The organism is Paraburkholderia sp. J41 (assembly GCF_905220235.1).
Taxonomy (GTDB): Bacteria; Pseudomonadota; Gammaproteobacteria; order Burkholderiales; family Burkholderiaceae; genus Paraburkholderia.
The window spans coordinates 20,279-45,150 of sequence record NZ_CAJMZE010000022.1 but is presented as its reverse complement, the minus strand read 5'-3'; the positions used below and the strand labels follow the sequence as shown (position 1 = coordinate 45,150).

Annotated in this window: 19 protein-coding genes; 11 read left to right on the top strand and 8 right to left on the bottom strand. The window is 66.8% G+C overall.

Features of this window, described 5'->3' with window-relative positions; genetic code table 11:
* Nucleotides 1-144 precede the first annotated feature (144 nt).
* Nucleotides 145-1,137 carry a zinc-dependent alcohol dehydrogenase family protein gene (locus tag U5805_RS21645; protein ID WP_322105542.1) on the bottom strand — a complete coding sequence of 331 codons (993 nt, stop codon included), beginning with the start codon at nucleotides 1,135-1,137 and terminating at the stop codon, nucleotides 145-147.
* A gap of 167 nt (nucleotides 1,138-1,304) precedes the next feature.
* On the opposite strand from U5805_RS21645, the gene U5805_RS21640 reads away from it, so the two are divergent.
* Nucleotides 1,305-1,676: a helix-turn-helix domain-containing protein gene (locus U5805_RS21640; RefSeq protein WP_322105541.1), complete on the top strand. Its 372-nt coding sequence runs from the start codon at nucleotides 1,305-1,307 to the stop codon at nucleotides 1,674-1,676.
* 212 nt (nucleotides 1,677-1,888) lie between these two features.
* Here U5805_RS21640 and U5805_RS21635 read toward each other — a convergent pair whose 3' ends face one another.
* Nucleotides 1,889-2,353 (bottom strand): YaiI/YqxD family protein, encoded by a 465-nt coding sequence (locus U5805_RS21635; RefSeq protein ID WP_322105540.1) that lies wholly within the window; start codon nucleotides 2,351-2,353, stop codon nucleotides 1,889-1,891.
* Between the two features lie 135 nt (nucleotides 2,354-2,488).
* Here U5805_RS21635 and U5805_RS21630 point away from each other — a divergent pair, with 135 nt between their 5' ends.
* On the top strand, nucleotides 2,489-4,555 hold the full coding sequence (locus U5805_RS21630) for an amylo-alpha-1,6-glucosidase (RefSeq protein ID WP_322105539.1): 2,067 nt from the start codon (nucleotides 2,489-2,491) through the stop codon (nucleotides 4,553-4,555).
* Between the two features lie 96 nt (nucleotides 4,556-4,651).
* On the top strand, nucleotides 4,652-7,384 hold the full coding sequence (locus U5805_RS21625) for an MGH1-like glycoside hydrolase domain-containing protein (RefSeq protein ID WP_322105538.1): 2,733 nt from the start codon (nucleotides 4,652-4,654) through the stop codon (nucleotides 7,382-7,384).
* A gap of 231 nt (nucleotides 7,385-7,615) precedes the next feature.
* Here the strand turns inward: U5805_RS21625 and U5805_RS21620 are convergent, their stop codons facing one another.
* Nucleotides 7,616-8,620, bottom strand: coding sequence for a response regulator transcription factor (locus U5805_RS21620; RefSeq protein WP_322105537.1), 1,005 nt, complete (start codon nucleotides 8,618-8,620; stop codon nucleotides 7,616-7,618).
* Nucleotides 8,586-12,092: an ATP-binding protein gene (locus tag U5805_RS21615; protein ID WP_322105536.1), complete on the bottom strand. Its 3,507-nt coding sequence runs from the start codon at nucleotides 12,090-12,092 to the stop codon at nucleotides 8,586-8,588. Before U5805_RS21615 ends, U5805_RS21620 begins: the two co-directional genes overlap by 35 nt.
* Nucleotides 12,093-12,293: 201 nt before the next feature.
* Between U5805_RS21615 and urtA the strand changes: the two genes are divergently transcribed.
* The 8 genes from urtA (at nucleotide 12,294) to U5805_RS21575 (ending at nucleotide 19,985) form a co-directional block, all read left to right on the top strand.
* Complete coding sequence (gene urtA, locus U5805_RS21610) at nucleotides 12,294-13,568, top strand: urea ABC transporter substrate-binding protein (protein ID WP_322105535.1); 1,275 nt, start codon at nucleotides 12,294-12,296, stop codon at nucleotides 13,566-13,568.
* Nucleotides 13,569-13,623: 55 nt separating this feature from the next.
* Nucleotides 13,624-14,541, top strand: coding sequence for an urea ABC transporter permease subunit UrtB (gene urtB / locus U5805_RS21605; protein ID WP_322105534.1), 918 nt, complete (start codon nucleotides 13,624-13,626; stop codon nucleotides 14,539-14,541).
* Nucleotides 14,542-14,615: 74 nt separating this feature from the next.
* Nucleotides 14,616-15,785 (top strand): urea ABC transporter permease subunit UrtC, encoded by a 1,170-nt coding sequence (urtC, locus tag U5805_RS21600; protein WP_322105533.1) that lies wholly within the window; start codon nucleotides 14,616-14,618, stop codon nucleotides 15,783-15,785.
* Nucleotides 15,786-15,788: 3 nt separating this feature from the next.
* Entirely contained in the window at nucleotides 15,789-16,532 is a 744-nt protein-coding gene (gene urtD / locus U5805_RS21595) for an urea ABC transporter ATP-binding protein UrtD (protein WP_322105532.1), read from the top strand.
* A 43-nt stretch (nucleotides 16,533-16,575) separates the two neighbouring features.
* Nucleotides 16,576-17,265, top strand: coding sequence for an urea ABC transporter ATP-binding subunit UrtE (urtE, locus tag U5805_RS21590; RefSeq protein ID WP_322105531.1), 690 nt, complete (start codon nucleotides 16,576-16,578; stop codon nucleotides 17,263-17,265).
* 55 nt (nucleotides 17,266-17,320) lie between these two features.
* Nucleotides 17,321-18,559, top strand: a complete 1,239-nt coding sequence (gene fmdA, locus U5805_RS21585) for a formamidase (protein WP_322105530.1) — start codon at nucleotides 17,321-17,323, stop codon at nucleotides 18,557-18,559.
* A 31-nt stretch (nucleotides 18,560-18,590) separates the two neighbouring features.
* The gene (locus U5805_RS21580) at nucleotides 18,591-18,923 is read left to right on the top strand and encodes a zinc ribbon domain-containing protein (RefSeq protein ID WP_322105529.1); all 333 of its coding nucleotides are present in this window, start codon (nucleotides 18,591-18,593) and stop codon (nucleotides 18,921-18,923) included.
* A 36-nt stretch (nucleotides 18,924-18,959) separates the two neighbouring features.
* Nucleotides 18,960-19,985 (top strand): aliphatic amidase, encoded by a 1,026-nt coding sequence (locus U5805_RS21575; RefSeq protein WP_322105528.1) that lies wholly within the window; start codon nucleotides 18,960-18,962, stop codon nucleotides 19,983-19,985.
* 93 nt (nucleotides 19,986-20,078) lie between these two features.
* Here U5805_RS21575 and U5805_RS21570 read toward each other — a convergent pair whose 3' ends face one another.
* From U5805_RS21570 to U5805_RS21555, 4 genes are all read right to left on the bottom strand, one after another.
* A complete protein-coding gene (locus U5805_RS21570; RefSeq protein ID WP_322105589.1) occupies nucleotides 20,079-21,149 on the bottom strand; it encodes a porin in 1,071 nt (356 codons plus the stop codon).
* A 115-nt stretch (nucleotides 21,150-21,264) separates the two neighbouring features.
* Nucleotides 21,265-22,182 carry an ABC transporter permease gene (locus U5805_RS21565; protein ID WP_322105527.1) on the bottom strand — a complete coding sequence of 306 codons (918 nt, stop codon included), beginning with the start codon at nucleotides 22,180-22,182 and terminating at the stop codon, nucleotides 21,265-21,267.
* Complete coding sequence (locus U5805_RS21560; RefSeq protein WP_322105526.1) at nucleotides 22,179-23,297, bottom strand: ABC transporter permease; 1,119 nt, start codon at nucleotides 23,295-23,297, stop codon at nucleotides 22,179-22,181. The genes U5805_RS21565 and U5805_RS21560 overlap by 4 nt, the downstream gene beginning before the upstream one ends.
* Entirely contained in the window at nucleotides 23,294-24,871 is a 1,578-nt protein-coding gene (locus U5805_RS21555) for an ABC transporter ATP-binding protein (protein ID WP_322105525.1), read from the bottom strand. Before U5805_RS21555 ends, U5805_RS21560 begins: the two co-directional genes overlap by 4 nt.
* Nucleotide 24,872 lies beyond the last annotated feature (1 nt).

Sequence of the window (24,872 nt, the reverse complement as noted above, 5' to 3'; positions counted from 1 at the left end):
GACCTGCAAGCGGACTTACCGGCGAACGTGCAAGCGGACCTGCGAACGCGCACGAGCGCGCGCGAACGCGGCACAAAGCGGCACAAAGCGGCACAAAGCGGCACAAAGCGGCGCAAATGCGGCAGCAAGCGCCCGACGCCCCGCTCAATCCAGCGTGACGACGATCTTGCCGACCTGCTCGTTCGATTCGAGAAAGCGCGTCGCGTCCTGGATCGCGTCGAACCTGAAGGTGTGCGAGATGAGCGGCGTCAGCGCGCCCGATTCGAGGCCCGCGTTGATGAACGCCTTGGCGCGTTCGAGCAGTGCGTCGTTGCTCGTGACTTCGATGTAGAGATAGCCCTTGAACGTGAGGCATTGGCCGAGCAGCGCGAATTGCGGGAACGTGCCTTCTTCGGTGCTCAGCGCGCCGTATTCGAGCAGGATGCCGCCGAACGCCATGCACGCGGCGAGCTGCGCGATGGCAGGGCCGCCGATGGGATCGAACACCACGCGCGCGCCCTTGCCCTGCGTGATCTCGCGTACGCGCGCGGCGAGGTCTTCCTCCGACGTGGCGATCACGTGGTGCGCGCCGGCGTCGAGCAAGGGCTGCGCCTTGGCCCGCGTGCGCGTGGTGGCGATCACGGTGGCGCCCACGCTGCGCGCGATCTGGATCGCCGCGATCCCCACGCTGCTCGACGCCGCCGAAACGATCACGAAATCGCCGCCGCGCAGTTGCGCCTGCGCGACCAGCGCGCCCCATGCGGTGACGTATTGCATCCACGAGGCGGCGGCCTGTTCGAACGTCAGCTTCGCCGGGTGCCTGACCACGTACTTCGCGGGAATGTTGATGATTTCGCCGTAGGTGGGCCAGCGCGCCATGTCGAGCGTGGGGATCACGCTCACGGCGTCGCCGGGGGCGAAGCCCTGCACGTTCGCGCCCAGCGTCTTGACGAGGCCGGCGGCCTCGTAGCCGAGCTGCGACGGAAACACGGCTTCCTGTAGATAGCGGCCCGAGCGGAACATCGTTTCGGCGCGATTGAGGCCGATGGCTTTCACCGCGATCTGCACTTCGTCGGCGGCGGGCGCGGGAACGTCGATGTTTTCGATGCGCAGCACGCTCGCATCGCCGTATTCGTGAAAGCGGACAGCACGGCTCATGGCAACTCCTTGAAGTGAGGCCCGGGCGGAGGCGCGCGGGCGTCATCCTGCATTGTTGGTGCGGGAGCGGTGCGGCGCAATACTCCATTTTTCTACATATACTACCCAAAAGGGTAGTGTAAAAAGCGATGGAAACGCGTCCATCCGTGCCGGAAAAGGAGGTCGCGATGCCCAAGCGTCGCAAATACGATGAAGTGCCCGCGTGCGCGATGGTAGCCACGCTGAACCTGATCAACGGGCGGTGGAAAGGCGTGATCCTGTACTACTTGCTGACGGAAGGCACGCTGCGGTTCAACGAACTGCACCGGCGTTTGCCCGGCTGCACGCCCAGGTTGCTCGTGAAGCAATTGCGCGAACTGGAGGAGGACGCCTTTCTCACGCGCACGGTGTATCCCGTGGTGCCGCCGAAAGTGGAATATGCGTTGACGGAGGAAGGGCGCTCGATTGGCCCGATTCTCGCGCAGCTCAACGACTGGGGCGTGGGCTGGCTCACGCGGCGCGGTTTGCGCGAGGCGCCGCCGCCGTGCGAAACGGTTTGATGCGCGGTTTGACTTGCGCATGCGCGTGGCACGTTGGTTTTGCCGAAGCCGTTATGTCTGCCGGGCCGCCCGATTCGCCCGATCGGCTCGGGCCGTGCGATCCGCTCGATCCGCTCGATCCGCCCGATTCGCTCGATTCGCTCGATCCGCTCGGGCCGCCTGATCTACTCGATCCACTCGATTCGCTCGCCCGCGCGATCCGCGCTATCCGCTCAAGCGCCCTTACGCGCCGCCTGATAGCGTGCGATAAAGCGGTCGAGCTGGCTGGCGAACGCCTTGCTGTCGCGCGCGCCGAACGGCGCGGGGCCGCCGGTTTCCACGCCCGAATTGCGCAGTTGGTCCATCACGTCGCGCATCGTCAAACGCTCCTGGATGTTGTCGCGCGTGAACCAGTTGCCGCGCGGGTCGAGCGCGTGCGCGCCGCGCTCCAGCACGGCGGCGGCGAGCGGAATGTCGGCGGTGATGACGAGATCGCCCGCGGTGGCGAGTTCGACCACGCGGGCGTCGGCCACGTCGAAACCGGCGCTCACCTGGATCGCCTTGATGAACGGCGAAGGCGGCGTGCGCAGGAACTGGTTGGCGACCAGCGTCACGACGATTTCGGCGCGCTTGGCGGCCCGAAACAGCATCTCCTTGATGACGCCGGGACACGCGTCGGCGTCGACCAGTATCTGCATGAAAACGATTCCCTCACGTTAAACGGCGTGCGATTCACGCGAGCCCGCATGATAGTGCACGGCCCGCGCCGGCCCTCGCGCACGCCCGCGCGGCTTCCCTTACACTCGGCGTGAGCGGATTTCCACGAGGCGCCGATGACGCATCTTGAAGGCCCCGTCGAGGCCGAACGCTTCGACGACGAATGGCTCGAAGCCGACGGCGCCGGCGGCTTCGCTTCCGGCACGCTGGGCACGGCGCGCACGCGCCGCTATCACGCGCTGCTGCTCGTGGCCACGCAGCCGCCCACGGGCCGCGTGGTGCTCGTCAACGGCATGGAGGCGTGGCTCGAAACGGGCGGGCTCAGGATCGCGCTGACCATGCAGCATTACGCGCCCGATCTGCTCACCGGGGAGGGCGCGCGGCGCCTCGCGAGTTTCGGGACTTCGCCGTGGCCGACGTGGCGTTACCGGCTCGACGGCGGCGCGGTGCTCGTCGCCGAACTGTTCGTGGCGAACGCGAGCCGCGAGACGGTGCTGCGCTGGCGGTACGAAGCGCCGGACGCCGGCCCGGCGCTCGCGCACGCACCCGCGCCCACGCTGAAAGTCCGCCTGCTGATGTCGGGCCGCGATTACCACGCGCTGCATCGCGAGAATCCGGCCTTCGCCTTCGCGGCGCGCATCGAAGGCGAATGCGTGCGCTGGCAGCCGTACGGCGATTTGCCGGCCGTCGTCGCGCGCTCGAACGGCAGCTACGCGCAGGCGCCCGACTGGTATCGCAACTTCCGCTACGCGCGCGAGCAGGAACGCGGCCTGGATGACATCGAGGATCTCGCGACGCCCGGCGTGTTCTCGTTCGATCTGGGCGCGGGCGAGGCCGTGCTGATCCTGGGCGCGCAAAGCGGGTCCGGCACGCAAGCGGCGTTGCGGCAGCAGGGGCAGCAGGGGCAGCAGGGGCAGCAAGCCTCGACGGAAAGCGCCGCGAACCGCGCAACGCGCCTTGCGGGCTTCGAGGCGCTGCGGCGCGAAGCGTGCGGCTCGCGGCTGCAACGCTCGGCGGCGGCTTACGTCGTCGCGCGCGGCGACGGCCGCACGATCGTCGCCGGTTATCCGTGGTTCACCGACTGGGGCCGCGACACCTTCATCGCCATGCGCGGGTTGCTGCTCGCGAGCGGCCGCCACGAAGAAGCGGGCGCGATCCTGCTCGAATGGGCGGGCAACGTTTCCGCGGGCATGCTGCCCAACCGCTTTCCCGACGCGGCCGGCGGCGCGCCCGAGTACAACGCCGTCGACGCCTCGCTGTGGTTCGTCGTGGCCGTCCACGACTATTGCGCGGCGGCGAACGTGCCGGACGCCGTGCGGCGCGTGCTGCAACGCGCCGTGGAGGCGATTCTCGACGGCTACGCGCGCGGCACGCGTTACGGCATCGCCGCCGACTCGCGCGACGGGCTGTTGCGCGCGGGCGCGCCCGGCGTGCAGCTCACGTGGATGGACGCCAAGGCGGGCGATTGGGTCGTCACGCCGCGCATCGGCAAGCCGGTCGAAGTGCAGGCGCTCTGGATCAACGCGCTGCGTATCGCGAGTGCGTGGGACGCGCGCTGGCGCGAACTCGAAGCGCGCGCCAGCGCCGCGTTCGCCGTGCGTTTCGTCGATACGTCGACGGGCGCGCTCCACGATGTGATCGACGCCGATCATGTGGATGGCAAGCTCGACCGCTCGATCCGGCCGAACCAGATTTTCGCGGCGGGCGGCCTGCCGTTCGCGCTGCTCGAAGGCGAGGCGGCGCGCGCGGTCGTCGCTCAGGTGGAAACGCATCTGCTCACGCCGATGGGCTTGCGCACGCTCGCGCCTTCGGACCCCGCGTATCGCGGCCGGTATCGCGGCGGCACGCTGGAGCGCGACGGCGCGTACCACCAGGGCACCGTGTGGCCGTGGCTGCTCGGGCCGTTCGTGGACGCGTGGTTGCGCGTGAACGGCGACGCCGCGCCGCAACGCGCGCAGGCGCACGCGCGCTTTGTCGCGCCGCTGCTCGCGCATCTCGATCGCGCGGGTCTCGATCATCTTTCCGAAGTCGCCGATGGCGACGCGCCCCATGCGCCCGGCGGCGCGCCGTTCCAGGCGTGGTCGCTCGGCGAATTGCTGCGCACGCTCGAGCGCCTGGGCGAGCCGGCCCAGCCGCCGCGCGGATTGCCCGCGAGACCGTGGCAGCCGGGCGATCCGCGCTAGCATGGGGGACTCGCCGCGCGGCCTCGCGTAAAGTACGTAAGGTACGTGAGGACGCACGGCGCGCGAACGCAAGCACCAGGACGTACAGGAGATTCCATGCTTCAGCGCACTGCCGGCCTCGTCGAAACGGATGAAGGCAAACGACTGTATTCGAGCGACTACGCCCGCTGGCAGCGCTGGGGACCGTACCTGAGCGAGCGCCAGTGGAGCACGGTGCGCGAGGACTACAGCGAGCACGGCACCGCGTGGAATTACTTTCCGCACGACCACGCGCGCATGCGCGCGTACCGCTGGGGCGAGGACGGCCTTGCCGGTTTCGCCGACGAACGGCTCACCTGGTGCTTCTCGCTCGCGTTGTGGAACGGCCGCGACCCCATCCTCAAGGAGCGATTGTTCGGCCTCACGAACGAAGAGGGCAATCATGGCGAGGACGTGAAGGAGCTTTACTTCTATCTCGACGCCACGCCCACGCATTCGTACATGCGCATGCTCTACAAGTATCCGCAGGCGGCGTTTCCGTATCAGAACCTGATCGACGAAAACGCGCGGCGCGGCACCGGCTTGCCCGAGTACGAGATTCTCGACACGGGCGTATTCGACGACGAGCGTTATTTCGACGTGCAGATCGAATACGCGAAGCACACGCCCGAAGACATCGTGATGCGCGTCACGGTGGAAAACCGCGCGGGGCAGCACGCCTCGCTCGACGTGCTGCCGCAAATCTGGGCGCGCAATAGCTGGTCGTGGAAGGACGCGGGCACGAAGCCTTCGCTCGTGCTGGTTGCGTCGGCAACGGGCGAGCAGCATGTGATCGCGCATTGCGGCACGCACGAGCCGCTCGTGGTGACGGCAGGATCGACGGCGTTGATGGAAGGCGCGCGCGTCGAATGGCTCTTTTGCGAAAACGACACCAACGTCAAGCGTCTTTTCGGCATGGACGGCGCCGGTCCGTTCAAGGACGGCATCGGCGATTACGTCGTGCATGGCGAAACCGGCGCGATCGCGCGCGACGCGGGCACGAAGGCCGCCGCGCGCGTGCATCTCGAACTGCCCGCGCACGGCCGCGCCGTGGCGTGGCTGCGCTGGCGGCCGCTTTCCGTGGCGAAGGACGAAGTGGCGCTCGATATCGACGCGCTGTTCGCGCATCGGCTTGCCGAAGCGGACGCGTTCTACGGCGCGCTCCAGCGCGACATCGAAAGCGACGACGCGCGCCTCGTGCAGCGCCAGGCGCTGGCGGGCATGCTGTGGTCGAAGCAGTATTACCAGTACGACGTGAATCGCTGGATCGAAGGCGACCCGCTGCAACCGGCGCCGCCCGCGAGCCGTCAGCATGGGCGCAACGCCGACTGGCGGCACCTGTGCAACGCCGACATTCTCTCGATGCCGGACAAATGGGAATATCCGTGGTACGCCTCCTGGGATCTCGCGTTTCAGGCCGTGGCGTTCGCGCTCGTCGATCCCATGTTCGCGAAGAAGCAGATGCTGCTGCTCGTGAAGGACCGCTATCAGCATCCCAACGGGCAGTTGCCCGCCTACGAATGGGCGTTCGGCGACGCCAATCCGCCCGTGCATGCGTGGGCCGCATGGCGCGTGTACGAAATCGATCGCTCGATCACGGGCAAGGCCGACCGCGAATTCCTCGAACTCATCTTTCACAAGCTGCTGCTGAATTTTTCGTGGTGGGTGAACCGCAAGGACGCGGACGGCCGCAATATTTTTCAGGGCGGCTTTCTCGGGCTGGATAACGTCGGCATTTTCGACCGGTCCTCGCCCCTGCCCACCGGCGGTCATCTCGATCAGGCGGACGGCACCGCGTGGATGGCGGCCTACGCGCTGGACCTCATGCGCATCGCGCTCGAACTCGCCTTCGCGAACCATGTGTTCGTGGATATCGGCGTGAAGTTCTTCGAGCACTTCCTGTATATCGCGGGCGCGGTGAGTTGCGACGACGGCTGCGAAACGGGCCTGTGGGACAGCGTGGACGAATTCTTCTACGACAAGCTCAAGCTGCCCGACGGCACGAGCACGCCGCTCAGAATGCGCTCGATCGTCGGGCTGATTCCGCTGTTCGCGGTGCACGTGCTCGAAGAACACGTGCATGGCAACCTGCCGGGCTTGCGCGAGCGGCTCTTGTGGTTCCTCGAACACCGGCCCGATCTCGCGCGGCTCGTCTCGCGCTGGAACGAGCCGGGCAAGGGCAATTCGCTGCTGCTTTCGCTGTTGCGCGGGCATCGCATGAAGGCGCTGCTGCGGCGCGTGCTCGACGAAAGCGAATTTCTCTCCGCACACGGCGTGCGCGCGCTTTCGCGCACGCACCTCGAAGAACCGTTCGTGTATCGCTACAACGGTTGCAGTTTCAGCGTGAAATATCTGCCCGCGGAATCGGACTCGCGCGTGTTCGGCGGCAACTCGAACTGGCGCGGCCCGATCTGGATGCCGGTCAACTATCTGCTGATCGAATCGCTCTACGAATTTCACCGCTATTACGGCGACGAATTTCTCGTCGAATATCCCACCGGCTCGGGCAGGAAACTCACGCTCGCGCAGATCGCCGACGAACTCGCGCGGCGCGTGACCACGCTGTTCCTGCTCGACGGCGACAACGAGCGGCCCGTGATGGGCGCGTATCCGCTCTTGCAGGCCGACCCGCGCAGCCGCCATCTCGTGCTGTTCCACGAATATTTTCACGGCGACAACGGGCGCGGCGTGGGCGCTTCGCATCAGACCGGCTGGTCGGGGCTCGTCGCGCTGCTGTTGCAGCCGCGCGTGATGAGCGGCTCGGGCAACGTGCCGGCGGCGGGCGAGATGAGCGATGCCGTGAAGGCTTGAGCGGGCGTTGCGCGGGCCGCATTGCGCACCGGCGCGGCTCGCGTGAAACGCGACTAACGGCCTGCGAACTTCCCGCCCGCGAATTTTCGCGCTGCCTCGCGTGCCTCGCGTGCCTCGCGTGCCTCGCGTGCATTAACCGCCTCGCGTGCATTAACCGCCTCACGCGCGTCAGCCGCCTCGCGCGTCAGCCGCCGCGCGTCCGGCGCGCAGCCGGAGCGGCTTGCGTCGGCATCACGCCCGTTCCAGCGCCTTGATCGCCAGCGCCGTCGCCGCCGCGCGCGTTTCGACATGGAGCTTGCGGAACAGGTGCTCCAGATGCTTGTTCACCGTGCGCGGCGCCATGCCCAGAATGTCGCCGATGTCGCGATTGGTCTTGCCGCGCGAGACCCAGAGCAGCACCTCGGCCTCGCGCACGGTCAGCGCGAAGCGCGCGGCGAGTGCGTGGCAGTGCGCCGTGTCGTCGCTTTCCTTGAGGATCACGATCCACGTGCCGGGCTCGGGCGCGGACGTGGCGCTGGCGGACCGCCGCACGTGTCCCGTCGCGAACTCGTGTATGGCGTCGGCGGGCGCGCCGCGCGCGAGCCAGTCCGCGAACCAGTCGCGCAGCGGCGCGGGCAGCAGCGCTTGCGTGTCAGTGTGCGCGACGGGTTCGGCCTGGTCCGCGCGCCACGCGGCGATCTGCGCGGCGGCCTGCGGGCTTTGCCAGCGTATCGCGCCGTCCGCGCCCACGATCAGCGCCGCGCGCGCGTCGAGCGAGAGCGCCGCCTGCGCGTAAAGCTGCGCGCGCGAGCGCTGCACGTGCGCGCCGATGCGCGCGCACACTTCCTCGGGGCGCACCGGCTTCGTCACGTAGTCGATGCCGCCCACGCGAAAACCGCGCACCACGTGCTCGCTTTCCGTCAACGCGGTCATGAAGATCACGGGCAGATGTTCGTGACGCGCGTCCTGTTTCATGCGGCTACAGGTTTCGAAGCCGTCCATGCCCGGCATCATGGCGTCGAGCAGCACGACGTCGGGCGTCACGCGCGCGAGGCGCTTGAGTGCGTCCTCGCCCGAAAGCGCGACGAGCACCGCGTAGCCGTGCGCCTGAAGCGTATCGGAGAGAAACGCGAGGTTGTCCGGCGTATCGTCGACGATCAGCACGACGGGCCGGTCGCCGAGCCACGCGGGCGGCGTGCCGGCGGCGGTCGCGATGCGCGCGTCACGCGTCGGCGCGAGGCAGTCGGTCGAGTTCATGCTCCAGTTCCCTTAGCTGAAAGCGTTCCGCCAACGCGCGCAAGCCGTCGATCTGCGCTTGCAGCGCGGGCCAGGCCGCGCGCGCGGCGTCGAGTTGTTCGATCACGCCTTGCACGTAGCCGACTTCGAGATGCGCGCGCAGCCGTTCGAGCAACGCGGGCGGCCACGCGGGCTGCGCGGCGCGCGCGGCTTCGGTCGAAGTTCCGGTCGAAATTCCGGTCGAAGTTCCGGTCAAGGTTCCGGCCGAGGCTTCTGGCGCGGCGGGCAATGAAGGTATGAGCGAGGAGGCCGCGGACGCCGGCGCGTCGGAGGCGATCCAGTCGAGCGCGAGCAGTTGCGCGAGCTTGTCGAGCAGCACGTTCACCTGGAGCGGCTTCACGAGATAGCCCGCGCAGCCGGTCGCGCTCGCGCGCTCGCGGTCGTCGGCGAAGGCGTTGGCGGAGAGCAGCACGACGGGCGCGTTCGACAACTGGTTTTCGCGGATCAGGCGGCTGGTTTCGTAGCCGTCCATGAGCGGCATGGAAATGTCCATGATGATGGCGTCGGCGCGGTGCGTGGCGAGCCAGCGCAGCGCGTCGGGGCCGCTGGCCGCCTCGGTCACGTCGAAGCCGAGCGGCGTGAGCAGTTGCACGACGATGCCGCGCTGGTCCGCAAGATCGTCGACCACGAGAATCGCGCGGCGCGCGCCCGCATAGCCGCGAATGGCCGCGAGTTCGGTGCGCGCGTCGGCGGCGGCGTCCACGGCGGGCGCGAAAAGGCGCACCACGAAGCGCGTGCCGCGCCCGACCTCGCTGTCCACTTCGAGGCTGCCGCCCAGCGCCTGCGTGAGCAGGCGGCAGATCGTGAGGCCGAGACCCGCGCCGCGATCGTGCGCGTGCGCCGCCTCGCCGCGTTCGAACGGCAGGAACAGGCGCTCCATTTCGGCGTCGGGAATGCCGGGGCCGGTGTCGATCACTTCGAACTTGAGCGTGTCGAGCACGTGGCTCACGCGCAGCGTGACCGTGCCCGTGGACGTGAAGCGGATCGCGTTGCCGATCAGGTTGGTGAGAATCTGGCCCATGCACTTCTGGTCGGAGCGCACCGTGGCGGGCAGGCGGCCCGCTGTTTGCACGTCGAAGGCCAGCGCTTTTTCGAGCGCCTGCGGACGCAGCATCGACGTGACGTGCGCCACGAAATCGGCCAGCGGCACGCGCGCGATGTTCAGTTGCAGCTTGCCCGCCTCGATGCGCGCGACGTCGAGCAAACCGTCGACGAGCGCCAGCAGATGCTCGCCGCTGCGATGTATCGTGCGCACCGCGTTGTAACGCGTCGGCGAAAATTCCTCCTTCGCCTGCAACAGCAATTGCGCGTAGCCGAGAATGCTGTTGAGCGGCGTGCGCAATTCATGGCTCAAGCCGGACACGTAGCGGCTCTTGGCCTGATTCGCCGATTCGGCGGCGGCCGTCGCGCGTTTGAGCGCGGCGTCGGTTTTCTGGTGCGCGTCGATTTCCTGCATCAGCAATTCGTTTTGCCGCTGCGATTCCTCTTGCGTCACGCGCCGGCTTTCGCGCTCCAGCACGAACCACCACGCGGCAATGCAGCCCACGAGCGAAAGCGCGAAAAAGATCTTCAGGAAGCTCCTCGCGATGGCGCTGTCGATGGAGGCGTCGTTCGCGGCCAGCGACGTCACGCTCTGCGACCAGATCAGATAGAGCACGCTCGCCAGCACGCCGAGCATGGCGAGCACGAGGCTCGCGTAATGCGTGAGCCGCAGCGCGGCGGGACCGAGATGCAGGCGCGGAAACACGCGGTGCAGCGCGCGGTCGGCTTGCGAGGCGAAGCGCGCGTGCGGCTTGCAGCGGTCGTGGCAGCGCGAGTCGAGCGAGCAGCACAGCGAGCAGATGGTGCCGCCGTAGGCGGGGCAATACGCGGTGTCGTCGGGTTCGAAGGCGTTTTCGCAGATCGCGCAGCGCAGCGACGCGGCGTCGCCCGTGGGCTGCGCCGCGCGCGCGATGTAGTAGCGCCCGCGCGTGACGACGGCGAGCACCGGCGCGCACGCGAACGCCGCGCCGAACGCGATGAACGACGACATCGCCCGCGCCAGCATCCCGAACATGCCGCTTTGCGCGAGCATGGCGACGGCCGCCGCGATCAGCATGGCGCCCACGCCCACGGGATTCACGTCGTAGAGATGCGCGCGCTTGAATTCGATATGGCGCGGGCTGTAGCCGAGCGGCTTGTTGATGACGAGATCGGCGAAAAGCGCGCCCACCCAGGCGATGGCGATGTTCGCGTAGAGCGAGAGCACCTTGCCGATCGCCTCGAACACGCCCATTTCGACGAGCAGCAACGCGATCATCACGTTGAACACGAGCCACACCACGCGGCCCGGATGACTGTGCGTGAGGCGCGCGAAAAAATTCGACCACGCGAGCGAGCCCGCGTACGCATTCGTCACGTTGATCTTCAACTGCGAGACGATCACGAACAGCGTCATCGCGGGCAGCGCCCAGCTTGCGAGCCCGAACGGATCGAGCAGCAGATGATAGGCGACCAGATACATCTGCGTGGGCTGCGCCGCGTAGCCGGCATCCACTTCGTACTGGATCGCGACGAAGGCGAGAAATGCGCCGCCCAGCATCTTGAGCGCGCCCGGCACGATCCATCCCGGCCCCGCCGCAAGCAGCGCGAGCCACCAGCGCGTGCGGTTTTGCGCCGTGAGCGGCGGCAGGAAACGCAGGTAGTCGACCTGCTCGCCCACCTGCACGATCAGCGCGAACACCACGGTGGAAGCCTGGCCGAACGCGATCACGCTGAACGCGCGGCCTTGCGGCGCGAAGCCCGCGAACGTCGTCCATTCGCGGAGCAAGCCCGGATGGCGCCACAGCACCGCCGCGTAAGGCAGCGCGAACAGCACGAGCCAGAGCGGCTGGGTCCAGCTTTGCAGCCGGTTGATGAGCGTGATGCCGAACATCACGATCGGGATCACGACCAGCGAACTCAGCACGTACGCGATGGCGAGCGAAATCGGGAAGTAGAGCTGGAGCGCGAGCGACATGATGGCCGCTTCGAGCGCGAAAAAAATAAACGTGAAGACGGCGTAGAGCAGCGAGGTGAGCGTGGAGCCGATATAGCCGAAGCCCGCGCCGCGCGTGAGCAGGTCCATGTCCACGCCGTAACGCGCGGCGTAATAGCTGATGGGCAGGCTCGTGATCCAGATCAGCACGGATACGGCCGCGATCGCCCAGATCGCGTTCGTGAAGCCGTAGTTGACGACCAGACTGCCGCCGATGGCTTCGAGCACCAGAAACGACACCGCGCCGATCGCCGTGTTGGCGACGCGCAATTCCGACCAGCGGCGAAACGAGCGCGGCGTGAAGCGCAGCGCGTAGTCCTCGAGCGTTTCGTCGCCGACCCACGCGTTGTAGTCGCGCCGCACCTTCACGATGCGTTGCGTGCTGGGCGCGCCCACGGACGGATGCGGCTGTGACATGAAGATGATCCGGTTTGGTGCGAACGCGCGAAATCGCGGCGCGTTCGCGACGTGAGCCAAGCGCGATGCAAGTTACATTCCAGTGCGATAGCGGGGAATACGTCAATCGACGTATTTCGATCGCCAAATTGGCTTTCTACATTGCGTCCAACCTCGACCCAGCTCTCGCATGAAGCGCAGGGCGCCAATAAGGAGAACGTGATGTCCGCAGACGATCGAATCGACGACGATGCCCGCATGCCCTCGCCGCTGCGCCGGAAAATGCTCGGCGGCCTGGCCGCCGCGCCGCTGATGGCGCTGGGCCTGCCGCGCAGCTCGTTTGCGCAAACGCCGCCCACGGCGAAGGTCAACACCACGGGCCTCGCCGTGACGGATACCACCGTGACGGTCGGCCAGTTGCATTCGGCCACGGGCACGATGGCGATCTCCGAAACCGGCTCGATCCAGGCCGAGCGCCTTGCCGTCGAGCAGATCAACGCGATGGGCGGCGTGCTGGGCCGCAAGATCCAGATCATTCAGGAGGACGGCGCCTCCGACTGGCCGACTTTCGCGGAGAAGTCGAAGAAGCTGCTGGAAAACGACCACGTCGCGGCCGTGTTCGGCTGCTGGACCTCGGCCTCGCGCAAGGCCGTGCTGCCCGTGTTCGAGAAGGACAACGGGCTGCTCTACTACCCGACCTTCTACGAAGGGCTGGAGCAGTCGAAGAACGTGTTCTACACGGGCCAGGAAGCCACCCAGCAGATTCTCTGGGCGCTCGACTGGGCGTCCAACACGAAGAAGGCCAAGACGTTCTTCCTGATCGGCTCGGACTACATCTGGCCGCGCACCTCGAACAAGATCGCGCGCCGCCATATCGAGCAGCATCTGCACGCGAAGGTCGTGGGCGAGGAGTATTACCCGCTCGGCACGACCGAATTCGCCTCGCTGATGAACAAGATCAAGCTCGCGCGCCCCGACTGCATTTTCGCGACCGTGGTGGGCGGCTCGAACGTGGCGTTCTACAAGCAGTTGAAGGCCGCGGGCATCACGCCGCAGAAGCAGTTCCTGCTCACGCTCTCCGTGACGGAGGACGAAGTGCTCGGCATCGGCGGGGACAACTTCGCGGGCTTCTATTCGTCGATGAAGTATTTCCAGTCGCTCGATAACGAGAACAACAAGAAGTTCGTCGCGGCGTTCAAGGCGCGCTACGGCCAGAAGGCCGTGATCGGCGACGTGACGCAGGCCGCCTATCTCGGGCCGTGGATCTGGAAGGCCGCGTGCGAGCGCGCGGGCAGCTTCGACGTGGACAAGGTGGTGGCGTCCTCGGCGGGCATCGAGGTCGCGAACGCGCCGCAGGGCTACGCGAAGGTCGATGCGAACCATCACCTGTGGAGCAAGTCGCTGATCGGCGAAGGGCAGGCGGACGGCCAGTTCAAGGTCGTGGCGCAGTCGGCGCAACCGATCCAGCCGAATCCGTTCCCGAAGGGCTACATGTAATCCCCCAACCGAAGCTGCGCGGCGGCATCGTGCGCCGCCGCGCGAGGAGCGCTCGATGTCCGCTACCGACATTTTCAACATCACGCTGATGCAGGGCTTCGCCGGTTTGAGCCTTTTCAGCGTCCTGCTCCTGATGGGGCTCGGGCTTGCCGTGATCTTCGGCCAGATGGGCGTCATCAACATGGCGCACGGCGAATTCATGACGATCGGCGCCTACACCGTCTACATGTTTTCGTGGCTCGCGCAGAACGTGTGGCACGCGTTCACGCCCGTGTACTTCTTCTTCGCGATCTTCGCGGCGTTCGCGCTCGCGTTCGCGGCCGGCTGGCTCGCCGAATGGGCGCTCATCCGCCATCTGTACAAGCGCCCGCTCGACACGCTGCTCGCCACGTGGGGCTTGAGCCTCGGCATGCAGCAGGTGTTTCGCTCGACCTTCGGGCCGAAGGAAGTGAGCCCGGCGCTGCCCGACTGGCTGATGGGCTCGTGGGAGCCCGCGCAGGGGCTCGACATTCCGGTGAGCGGCATGTTCGTGATGGGGCTCGCGCTGCTCATGACGGGCGGCCTGCTGCTCGCGCTCTATCGCTCGCGCTGGGGCTTGCGCGTGCGCGCCACGGTCGCCAACCGGCCGATGGCGAACGCGGCGGGCATCAACACGCGGCGCACCGACCGCATGACCTTCGCGATCGGCTGCGGCATTGCGGGCGTGGCGGGCGCGGCGTTCACGGCAATCGGCTCGACCGGCCCCACGAGCGGCTCGCTTTACATCGTCGACTCGTTTCTCGTCGTCACGTTCGGCGGCGCGGCGAGCTTGCTCGGCACGGTCGCTTCGGCGTTCGGCATCGCGCAGATGCAGTCGATCAGCGAGTTCTTCCTTTCCGGCTCGATCGCGCGCGTGCTCACGCTGCTGACTGTCGTGGTGATCCTGATGCTGCGTCCGCAGGGGCTGTTCGCCTCGAAGGTGCGGCGCGTCTGAACCCGCGGCAAACCCCGCTGCAAGACCCCGGCACGCCGGGTCATTCACTGTTTCACTCGTACGGAGAGATGGACATGGAACCCATCCAAAGCGCGGCGGGCGGCGTCTCCCCGCGATCCGGTCCCGGCGCGGCGCCGGGCGGCTGGCGCGCGATCGCGGCGCGGCTCGACGCCTCGGGCTACGCAGGCATCGCGCTGCTCGCGGTGCTGATCGTGGTCGTGTTTCCGCTCGCGCTCGACACGTTCCGCCTGAACCTGATGGGCAAGTACCTGACCTACGCGTTCGTGGCCATCGGCCTCGTGATCGCGTGGGGTTACGGCGGCGTGCTCAGTCTCGGCCAGGGCGTGTTCTTCGGCCTCGGCGGCTATGCGATGGCGATGTTCCTGAAGCTCGAAGCGTCCGATCCGGCCGCCACGCGCACGCAAACCACGCCCGGCATTCCCGACTTCATGGACTGGAACCAGCTCACGGCGTTGCCCGCGTGGTGGAAGCCGTTTCACTCGCTGCCGTTCTCGATTCTCGCGGTGCTCGTCGTGCCCACGGCGCTCGCGTTCGTGATCGGCTACGCGATGTTCAAGCGGCGCGTGGGCGGCGTGTACTTCGCGATCATCACGCAGGCGGTCGCGCTGATTCTCTCGGTGCTCATCATCGGCCAGCAGGGCTACACGGGCGGCGTGAACGGCATCACCGACCTGCGCACGCTGCTCGGCTGGGACATTCGCACCGACCACGCAAAGCTCGTTCTTTACTTCGTCAACGCCGTGCTGCTGATCGGCGCGCTGCTCGCGTGCCGCTGGGTTCAGCGCAGCAAGGCCGGCACGCTGCTGCTCGCCATGCGCGACAAGGAGGACCGCGTGCGCTTTTCCGGCTACGACGTCGCCATGTTCAAGGTGTTCGCGTTCTGTCTCGCCGCGCTGCTCGCGGCCGTGGGCGGCGCGATGTTCACGTTGCAGGTGGGCTTCATGTCGCCGTCGTTCGTGGGCATCGTGCCCTCGATCGAAATGGTGATCTACGCGGCCATCGGCGGGCGCATGTCGCTCGTGGGCGCGGTGTACGGCGCGATTCTCGTCAATCTCGGCAAGAGCTGGTTCTCGGAGAGCTTTCCGAACCTCTGGCTTTACCTCATGGCGGCGATGTTCATCGGCGTGGTGATGGTGTTTCCGAACGGGCTCGCGGGACTTTACGAAGCACATGTGCGGCCGCGCGTGCGCCGCTGGCTCGGCGTGTCGAACAAGGAGGCATGAAGCATGAGCAACACCGACTTTCTGCTTGCGATAGAAGACCTGAGCGTGTCGTTCGACGGCTTCAAGGCGATCGACTCGCTGAACCTGTATCTCGAACGCGGCGAGTTGCGCGTGGTGATCGGGCCGAACGGCGCGGGCAAGACCACGCTGCTCGACCTCATTTGCGGCAAGACGAAGGAAACGGCGGGCAGCATCAAGTTCCGCAACGAGGAGATCACGAATCTCGCCGAATTTCGCCGCGTGCGCAAGGGCATCGGCCGCAAGTTCCAGACGCCTTCGATCTACGAAAACCTGAGCGTGGCGCAGAACCTCGAAGTGTCGTTTCCGCGCGGACGCGGCGTGTTCGGCGCGCTCGCCTATCGCGAGGACGACGAAGTGGCCGAGCGCGTGCGCAACGTTGCCGACGAGATCGGCCTCGCGGCCCTGCTCGACCTGGAGGCGGGGCTGCTTTCGCACGGCCAGAAGCAATGGCTCGAAATCGGCATGCTGCTTATGCAGGACCCCGAACTATTGATGCTGGACGAGCCGATTGCGGGCATGAGCGTGCGCGAGCGCGAACTCACCGCCGAATTGCTCGACCGCATCTGCCGCAACCGCTCGATGATCGTGATCGAGCACGACATGGCTTTCGTGGAGCGCATCGCGCACAAGGTCACGGTCATGCATCAGGGCAAGATTCTCGCGGAAGGGCCGATGGCGCAGGTGCAGGCCGATCCGCGCGTGATCGACGTCTATCTCGGCCATTGAATGCGCCGCCAACGCGCGGCAACGACTGAATGGAGAACACATCATGCTGGAAGTCGACGATCTCGTCGTCAGCTATGGCCAGAGCGAAGTGCTGCACGGCATCGGCTTTTCCGTCAATAGCGGCGAAAGCATGGCCGTGATGGGCCGCAACGGCATGGGCAAGACCACGCTGTTCAAGGCGCTGATCGGCATGCTGCCCGCCAATCGCGGCACGGTGCGCGTGGGCGGCGCCGACGTTTCGAAGGACGAGAGCTACCGGCGCGTCGCGCAAGGCATCGGCTACGTGCCGCAAGGGCGGCAGATTTTCGCCTCGCTGAGCGTCGAGGAAAACATTCAGACGGGGCTTGAAAACGCGCAGAGCCAGCGCGTGCCCGACGATCTCTACGCGCTCTTTCCCGTGCTGTTCGACATGCGGCGGCGCAAGGGCGGCAATCTTTCGGGCGGCCAGCAGCAGCAACTCGCCATCGCGCGCGCGCTCGCGACCGACCCGAAAGTGCTGCTGCTCGACGAACCTACCGAAGGGATTCAGCCTTCCGTCATCAAGGACATCGCGAAGGCGCTCAACCAGATTCGCCAGACGCGCAACATCGCCATCGTCGTGTCGGAGCAGGTGCTGAGCTTCGCGCTGGATGTCGCGGACCGGCTGTTCGTGATCGAGGGCGGCCGCTTCGTCCACCAGAGCACGCGCGACGCCGGCGACACCGGGCGCATTCGCGAATACCTCTCCGTTTGAGCGCCGCCCATTTCATTCGCCAACACGTCAACCTTCGCATCAAGGAGCGAACGCCATGCCAGAAACGCTTATCAAGGTCGATCTGAACCAGTCCGCGTACGAGAACGACCAGGTCCACAACCGTTGGCACCCCGACATTCCGATGGCCTGCTGGGTCAATCCCGGCGACGACTTCGTGCTGGAAACCTACGACTGGACCGGCGGCTTCATCAAGAACGACGACAGCGCCGACGACGTGCGCGACATCGACCTCTCGATCGTCCACTTTCTTTCCGGCCCGGTAGGCGTGCGCGGCGCGCAGCCGGGCGACCTGCTCGTGGTCGACCTGCTCGACATCGGCGCGAAAGCCGATAGCCAATGGGGCTTCAACGGTTTCTTCTCGAAGTCCAACGGCGGCGGCTTTCTCACCGATCATTTTCCCGACGCGCAAAAGTCGATCTGGGACTTCCACGGCCTGTACACGAGTTCGCGCCATATTCCCGGCGTGAATTTCGCGGGCCTGATCCACCCCGGCTTGATCGGCTGCCTGCCCGACCCGAAGCTGCTCGAAACGTGGAACGCGCGCGAAACCGGTTTGATCGCCACCGCGCCCGAACGCGTGCCGCCGCTCGCGAATCCGCCGTTCGCCGCCACGGCGCACATGGGCAAGCTTGCCGGCGAGGCGCGCGACAAGGCCGCCGCCGAGGGCGCGCGCACCGTGCCGCCGCGCGAGCACGGCGGCAATTGCGACATCAAGGATCTGTCGCGCGGCTCGAAGGTGTTTTTCCCCGTCTACGTGGACGGCGCGGGGCTTTCGGTGGGCGACTTGCACTTCAGCCAGGGCGACGGCGAGATCACGTTTTGCGGCGCGATCGAAATGGCGGGCTGGGTGCATATGCGCGTGAACGTCATCAAGGGCGGCATGGCGAAATACGGCATTCGCAACCCGGTGTTCCAGCCGAGCCCGATCACGCCCAACTACAACGATTACCTCATTTTCGAAGGCATTTCCGTCGACGAACAGGGCGGCCAGCACTATCTCGACGTGACCGTTGCGTATCGCCAGGCGTGCCTGAACGCCATCGAATATCTGAAGAAGTTCGGCTACTCGGGCGCGCAGGCGTATTCGCTGCTTGGTTGCGCGCCGGTCCAAGGGCATATCAGCGGCGTGGTCGACATTCCCAACGCGTGCGCGACGCTGTGGCTGCCCACGCAGATTTTCGACTTCGACATTCGCCCGAACGCCGACGGCCCCGTCAAGCACGTTCAGGGCGGCGTCGACCTGCCGTGCTCGCCCGATCTCGCGAAGGCGTGATGGGCCGTCGAAGCCGCACAAGGAGCCTGTCATGCCGATCTACGATTTCGAATGCGCGAGTTGCGGCCCGTTCGCCGTGATGCGCCGCATTGCCGAGCGCGAAAAGCCGTGCCGTTGCCCCGGCTGCGGCGGCGAAGGCGCGCGCGTGATGAGCGCGCCTTCGCTCGCGTTGATGGCGGGCGCGCGGCGTCAGGCGCACGCGGCCAACGAACGCGCCGCGCATGCGCCGCGCCAGTCCGGCGAGGGGCCGCCGCTGCGTCACCGGCCCGGTTGCAGTTGCTGCGCGGGCGGCGCGAAACTCGCGGGCGCCCAGGCGGACGGCCTCAAACGCCCGGCCGGCCGGCCCTGGATGATCAGCCATTGAAGCGCGCTTGCGCGCCAACACAGAGGAGAACACGTCATGCGACATGGCGATATTTCGAGCAGCCGCGACTGCGTGGGCGTTGCGGTGGTCAACTACAAGATGCCGCGCCTGCACACCAGGGCCGAGGTGCTGGCCAACGCCCGGCGCATCGCGGAGATGGTGGCCGGCATGAAGCAGGGTTTGCCGGGCATGGATCTCGTGGTGTTTCCCGAGTATTCCACGCACGGCATCATGTACGACCGCGAGGAGATGTTCGACACGGCATCGGCCATACCTGGTGAGGAAACCGAAATATTTTCGGCCGCGTGCCGCAAGGCCAACGTGTGGGGCGTGTTCTCGCTCACGGGCGAGCGCCACGAGGAGCACCCGCGCAAGGTGCCGTACAACACGCTCGTGCTGATCGACAACCACGGCGAGATCGTGCAGAAGTACCGCAAGATCATGCCGTGGACGCCGATCGAAGGCTGGTATCCCGGCGACCGCACCTATGTGACGGAAGGGCCGAAGGGCCTCAAGATCAGCCTCATTATCTGCGACGACGGCAATTATCCCGAGATCTGGCGCGACTGCGCGATGAGCGGCGCGGAACTGATCGTGCGCTGCCAGGGCTATATGTACCCCGCGAAGGACCAGCAGGTGATGGTCGCGAAAGCCATGGCGTGGATGAACAACACTTACGTGGCCGTGGCCAATGCAACGGGCTGGGACGGCGTGTACTCGTACTTCGGCCATTCGGCGATCGTGGGCTTCGACGGGCGCACGCTCGGCGAATGCGGCGAGGAGGAAATGGGCGTGCAGTACGCGGAACTTTCGGTGAGCGCGATTCGCGACGCGCGCCGCAACATGCAGTCGCAGAATCATCTCTACAAGCTGCTGCATCGCGGCTACACGGGCACGCTCAATTCCGGCGACGGCGCCGACGGCGTGGCGGCATGCCCGTTCGGCTTCTATCGCAACTGGGTCGAAGATCCCGAAGGCACGCGCCGCGGCGTGGAAGCGTTGACGCGCCCGACGCCGGGCACGGCGGAATGTCCGATCGAAGGCATTCCGCACGGGGAATGATCCGGCGCGTCGCGATCGGCGCGTAATGCGCATACGTCGACAAGGCCCGTTCGCGCGCAACGGGCCTTGGCTTTCGCGCTCGCTGCCCGCGCCTTAGAACTTCGCCCGAATGCCCGCGCCGAAGGTGTCGCCGCTCGAGAGCTTGTCGAAGTGGTCGTACATATACGCGGCATACACGTCGGTGCGTTTGGACAGTGCGTAATCGTAGCCGAGCGCGGCGGTCTGGCGCGTCTGGTCGAGGCCGCCGCTGTCGCGCGAATACGCATACGACGCCATCACGCTGCCGCCGCCGAGCGGCACCGAAGCGCCGCCCTGATACGTGTTCACGTGCCAGCTGCTCGCGAACTGGTCGTTCTTCGTGTACATGTACTGGCCGAACCATTTCACGGCCTTCAGATCGAAGGAAATCCCGACCTGCGCCACGCCCTGGCTGCGCATGCCCGCCACGAGCGTGGCGAGGTCGCCGGGCGTGCTGTTGAAATTCGCGTACTGATACACGCCGGTGGCCGCGAACGGGCCGTGGAAATAGAGGAATTGCGCGCTCCATTTTTTCGAGCCGTTTTCGCCCGCCTGATTGCCGAGCCCGTACATGAGCGAGCCGGTCAGGCCGTTGTAGTTCGGCGTGGAATACTGCACGGTGTTGCTCCAGCCCGAATCGGCCACCACGCCCATGTCGGTCGTGTAGGTCGGGCCGCTGCCGAGGCCGAGATACGTGTGCCACACCATCGGCGAGAATTCATAGGAATCCACGAACGGATTGAAGAGGATCGTGGAGATAAAGAGCGGCGTGGTTTGACGGCCGAGCGTGAGCGTGCCGTAGATCGACTCGATACCCACATAGGCGTTGCGCGAGAAAAACGTGTCGCCCGTGAAGCGGCCCGCCTGGCCGTTCTGCGGCAGGAAGAAGTCTTCGAGCGTGAAGATGGCCTTGTAGCCGTTGCCGAGGTCCTCCGAGCCTTTCAGGCCCCAGTAGGACGTGGACATGCCGCCGCCCGACACTTCCCACGCGCGCTGGCCACCCGGCATTTTCTGCGCGCCGATCCACGTGTCGACCTGACCGTAAAGCTGCACGCTCGACTGCGCGAAGGCCGAGGTCGAAGCGAGCGCGAACGCGCCGGTTGCGAAAACGCTCCATGCCGCGCGTGCGAGAATCGAATTTTTCATATTGATTAGCATGACTAATGATCGAGTGGAAAAAAAGGAGGAATGAAGCAGGAATGAAGCAGGAATGAAGCAGCGGCCCCCTGAAACGCGAGGCCGCCGCGTCGAACGGCAAATTTCAGCGGCTGAACGGGCGCGTGAGCGCGGGCGGCGCGGTTTGCCGGCCGATCAGGCCGGCCACGGCCACGAGCGCGAGTAGATAAGGCAGCATCACGAGCAAGGCGGTCGGCACGTGCAGGCCGAACATCTGCAACTGGAACTGCATGGCCGTGGCCGCGCCGAACAACACGCAGGCGAGCGCGGTGCGGCCGATCTTCCAGTTGCCGAAGATGATCGCGGCAATCACGAGATAACCGGTGCCGTTGGTCATGCCTTCGGTGAACGTGTGAATGTCGCCGATGGAAATAAAGCAGCCCGCCGCCGCCGACATCACGCCCGAAAACAGCACCGCGCCGTAGCGCAGCTTCACCACCGACAAGCCCGACTGATCGACGGCGCGCGGCGAAACGCCCACCGCATGCAGCGCGATGCCGAGCGCGGTGTGCCGCATCGTCCACGCCGTGGCCGCGAGCACCAGCAAGCCCGCATAGAGCAGCCACACTTGATGGAACACCGGCTCGCCGATCACCGGCAGTTGCGAAAGACCCGGCGGCGCCCAGCGCGCGAGGCCCGGAATGGCGGCTTCGGAGCGCGAGCCGAAAATCTCGCGATAGGCGAGCGTGGTGCCGCCGAGCGCGAGAATGTTGATGCCGATGCCCGTCACCACCTGGTTCGCGCGCAGCGTCACGCTCAGGAACGCCTGCAACAGCGCAACGGGCAGCACGCCCAGCATGCCGCACAGCAGCCCGATGGACGGACTGCCGGTCCACCACGAAGCCGTTGCGCCCACGAACGCGCCCGTCAGCATCATGCCTTCCACGCTCATGTTGAGCACGCCCGCGCGCTCGCTCACGAGTTCGCCCGTGGAGGCGAGCAGCATGGGCGCGGCGAGGCGAATGGACGAGCCCGCGAAAACGGCGAGCAGTGCGGCGTTCATTGGCGTTCTCCCTTGTGTTCCAGCCAGATCGCGCCGCCCGCGAGCGCGACGGTGACAATGCCTTGCACGATCAGCACCAGCGCCGAAGGCACGCTTGCGACCATTTCCATGTTGATGCCGCCCGAGCGCAAGAAGCCGAACAACAGCGCGCAGGCGAACACGCCGGTGATCGAGCCGCGCGAGAGCAGGCCGACCACCAGCCCGTCGAAGCCATAGCCCGACGAGAAACCCGCCTTGAGCGAACCCTGGTCGCCTTGCAGCATGAGCGCGCCCGCCAACCCGCCGAACGCGCCCGCGATGGCCAGCGCGGCGACGATCGTCGAGGTGATGGGCAACCCCGCGCGGCGCGCCGCCACGGCGTTCAGGCCGGTCGCGCGCAATGCGAAGCCGAAGCGCGTGTGGCGCAGCACGAGCGTGGCCGCGAGCGCGAGCGCGAGCGTGACGGGCAGGCCGATATGCAGGCCGAGGCCGCTGTCGGCGAATAGCGCGGGCAGATGCGTGGCGTCGGGAATGTCGAGCGATTCGGGCAGCGTGGCGGCGGTGGTCATCGGCTGGCGCAGCAGCGCCTCGCTTTGCACGCACCAGTAAAGCAGCCACACGGCGACGAACGAAAGCAGCAACGTGCTGATGACCTCGTTGGTGCCCGCCTTCGCCTTGAGCACGCCCGAGATGCCGCCCCAGCACGCGCCGGCCGCGGCCGCGCACAGCATCGGCACGATGAAGGCAAGGCCGAGCGGCAGGCCCGCGCAATGGCCGTAGAGGCTCACGGCCGTGGAGACTATGCCGCCGATGGCGATCTGCCCTTCGGCGCCCACGTTGGTCAATTGCGCGCGATGCGCGATCACGAAGCCGATGCCCACCAGCGCGAACACGAGCGCGCGATTCACCGAAGCGCCCACGGCGTAGGGCGAGCCCCATGCGCCGTCGGCGAATGCGGCGAGTGCGTCGCGCACGTTCACGCCCATCAGCGCGATCAAGCCGAGCGCGATGCAAAACGCGAAGGCGATCGCGCCGCCGATCACGCACACGCCGCGCAACGGCGAGACGCCGCCTGGCGCGGCGGGCGCCGCCAGCGGCCAGGCGCGCGCGGCGAGCGATTTACGAAGCGAATTCATTGCGGTTCTCCTGCGCCGGCCATCCATGCGCCGATGCGTGCGCGATTGGCCGCCTCGGGCGTGCAACTGCCCATGATGCGGCCGCGATACAGCACGACGATACGGTCGGCGACGCTCATCAGTTCGTCGAGTTCGGAAGAGATCAGCAGCACGCCCACGCCGCGCTCGCGCGCCGCGCGAATGTGCCGGTACACGGCCGCCACCGCGCCCACGTCCAGGCCGCGCGTGGGTTGCGCGGCAAGCAGGAAGTGCAGCGGGTCGAGCGTGAGTTCGCGCGCGAGCACGGCCTTTTGCTGATTGCCGCCCGAGAGGCCGCCGAAGATCGCGTCGGGGCCGCTGGCGCGAATGTCGAAGCGCTCCATCAGTTCGAGCGCGCGCTCGCGCATCGCGCGGCGTTGCAGCCAGCCCGCGCGCGAATAACGGTCGAGATGATTGAGCATGAGGTTGTCGACGAGACTCATGCCGCTCACGCAGCCCACCGCGTGGCGGTCCTCGGGCACGATGCCCACGCCCGCGCGCGTGAGTTCGCGCGGCGTGGCGCGCGTCATGTCCTGGCCCGCGACGAAGAAGCGGCCCGCCGCCGCCGCCGTCATGCCCGCGAGCACGGCGCCCAGCTCGCTCTGGCCGTTGCCTTCCACGCCCGCGATGCCGACGATCTCGCCGCGATTCACCACGAGCGTGCAGTCGGAAAGACGCGTCACGCCTTCGGCGTCGCGCGCGGCGAGACCGTCGATCTGCAACACTTCTTCGCTCAGCGCCCGCGACCACGGCGAGCCTTCGCGCGGCGGCGCGAGCGAAAGCCGCGCGTGCAGGTCGGCGGCTTCGGCATGCGCGGCGCGGCGGATCATCGCGTCGACAAGACGGTCGATGTCGCTCGCGGGCGCTTCCGAGCGCGCGACCGCGCGGCCCGATTGCAGCACCGTCGCATGCGTGGCGATGCGGCAAATCTCCTTGAGCTTGTGCGTGACGAGCACCACGGCGCAGCCGTTCGCGGCCACGCGCGCGCAGGTGTCGAGCAGCGCGTCGATCTCGGCGGGCAGCAGCACGGCCGTGGGCTCGTCGAGCAGCAGGAGACGCGGCTCGCGCATCAGGCATTTGACGATTTCCACGCGCTGGCGCTCGCCCACCGAAAGATCGGCGATGCGCGCTTCGAGCGGCAGCGCGAGGCCCACGCGCGCGAGCGTCGCCTCCACGCGGCGCGCTTCGCGCGCGCGGTCGAGCTTGCCGCGCGCCTGGCCGAGCAGCAGGTTGTCGAGCACGCTGGCATCGTCGACGAGACTGAAGTGCTGATGCACCATCGCGATGCCGTGTTCGATTGCCTCGCGCGGGCTGCGCGGCCGGTACGCGGCGCCGCCGATCCGCATCGCGCCCGCGTCGGGCTGATGCACGCCGAAGATCACGTTGCACAGCGTGGACTTGCCCGCGCCGTTTTCGCCGAGCAGGCAATGCACGTCGCCGGCCATGAGATCGAGCGACACGTCGTCGAGCGCCTGAAACGCGCCGAAGCGCTTGCCGATGCCTTCGAGTGAAAGCACCGGCGCGGCGGCGCTCGCGGGGGAAACGACGGCGTTCATG